Origin of the sequence: Sphingomonas sp., assembly GCF_031380695.1 — a bacterium.
Lineage (GTDB): Bacteria > Pseudomonadota > Alphaproteobacteria > Sphingomonadales > Sphingomonadaceae > Sphingomicrobium.
The window spans coordinates 1-1,595 of the sequence record NZ_JANMWY010000206.1; the positions used below are offsets into that span (position 1 = coordinate 1).

General features: G+C 65.6%; 2 protein-coding genes. Both read right to left on the reverse strand.

Annotation, left to right across the window (positions count from 1 at the left end):
- A partial coding sequence (locus RMN84_RS07560; RefSeq protein ID WP_309611567.1) for a biotin/lipoyl-containing protein occupies positions 1–723 on the reverse strand: 723 nt, incomplete at its 3' end.
- Position 724: 1 nt separating this feature from the next.
- Positions 725–1,595: alpha-ketoacid dehydrogenase subunit beta (locus RMN84_RS07565; protein WP_309611568.1), on the reverse strand; the 871-nt coding region annotated here is incomplete at its 5' end.

Consider the following 1,595-nt stretch of genomic DNA (forward strand, 5'->3'; position numbering starts at 1 on the left):
TTCCTCCACGAGCGTGAAATGCGGGATGCGGCGCTTCGCTTCCGCCATATTCTCGGCGATCTTGCGGCGCAGGCCGACGACCTTGACGGTTTCGTCGGCGCGTTTGGCGGACGATCCGCCGACGCTGCCGCCGTTGTAGAGTAGATAGGCGTCGAGGTCGGCGTGGCGGACGCGGTCGGAGGTCGTGCGAACGCTGGCAAGGTCGATCCCTAGATCGCTCGCGCGTTGGCGCACGGCGGGGGAGGCGAGGGCTTTGGGGCTTCCTTCACCGTTCGTCCTGAGCGAAGTCGAAGGGCGGCTTAGTGATGCTTGCGTGGTGGGCCCTTCGACAACGTGCTCCGCGCTTCGCTCAGGACGAGCGGAATTACTGGTCACTTCCTCCGTCCCGCTCACCGGCAGCGCCTGCTCCATCGCCGCGCTCGCATGGACCGCTCCATCGCCCAGCGGCTGCTCCTGCTTGCTCTCGACCGCCGCCATCTCCGCCTCGGTCTCGATCTCGACCAGCACCGCGCCGATCGCGACCTGGTCGCCGACGTCGCCGGCCAGTTTCACGACCGTACCCGCGACCGGCGATTCCATCTCGACCGTCGCCTTGTCGGTCATCATGTCGGCGAGCTGCTGGTCCTCCTCGATGCGATCGCCGACGGCGACGTGCCAGGCGACGATCTCGGCCTCGGCGATGCCTTCGCCAATGTCGGGGAGCTTGAACAGGAAGGTCGCCATGTCAGAATTCCAGCACTTTCTTGAGGGCATTCTTCATTCGCAGCGGACCCGGGAAATAGACCCATTCATAGGCGTGCGGATAGGGCGTGTCCCACCCGGTGACGCGGACGATCGGCGCTTCGAGATGATAGAAGCAGCGCTCCTGCACCAGCGCGGCGAGCTCGGCGCCAAAGCCGCTGGTACGAGTTGCTTCCTGGACGACCAGGCAGCGGCCGGTCTTCTCGACCGAGGCAGCGATGGTGTCGATGTCGAGCGGCATCAATGTCCGCAGATCGATCACCTCGGCATCGACCTCATTTTCCGCCACCGCGGCCAGCGCGAGGTGGACCATCGTGCCATAGGCGAGGATGGTCACCGCCTGCCCCTCGCGGACCACCGCCGCCTTGCCCAGCGGGATGGTATAATAGCCGTCGGGGACGTCGCTCGCCGGATGCTTGGCCCAGGGCGTGACCGGCCGGTCGTGGTGACCGTCGAACGGGCCGTTGTAGATCCGCTTGGGCTCGAAGAAGATCACCGGGTCGGGATCCTCGATCGCCGCGATCAGCAGGCCCTTGGCGTCATAGGGGGTCGAGGGAATGACCGTCTTGATCCCGGCGACGTGGGTAAACAGCGCCTCGGGACTCTGGCTGTGGGTCTGGCCGCCGAAGATGCCGCCGCCATAGGGCGAGCGGATGACCATCGGCATGGTCCACTCGCCCGCGGTGCGATAGCGCATGCGTGCGACCTCGCTGACGATCTGGTCGTAGCCGGGGTAGATATAGTCGGCGAACTGGATTTCGATGACGGGTTTCAGGCCATACGCGGCCATGCCGACAGCAGTGCCAACAATGCCGGCTTCGGAGATCGGCGCGTCGAAGCAGCGGGTCTTGCCG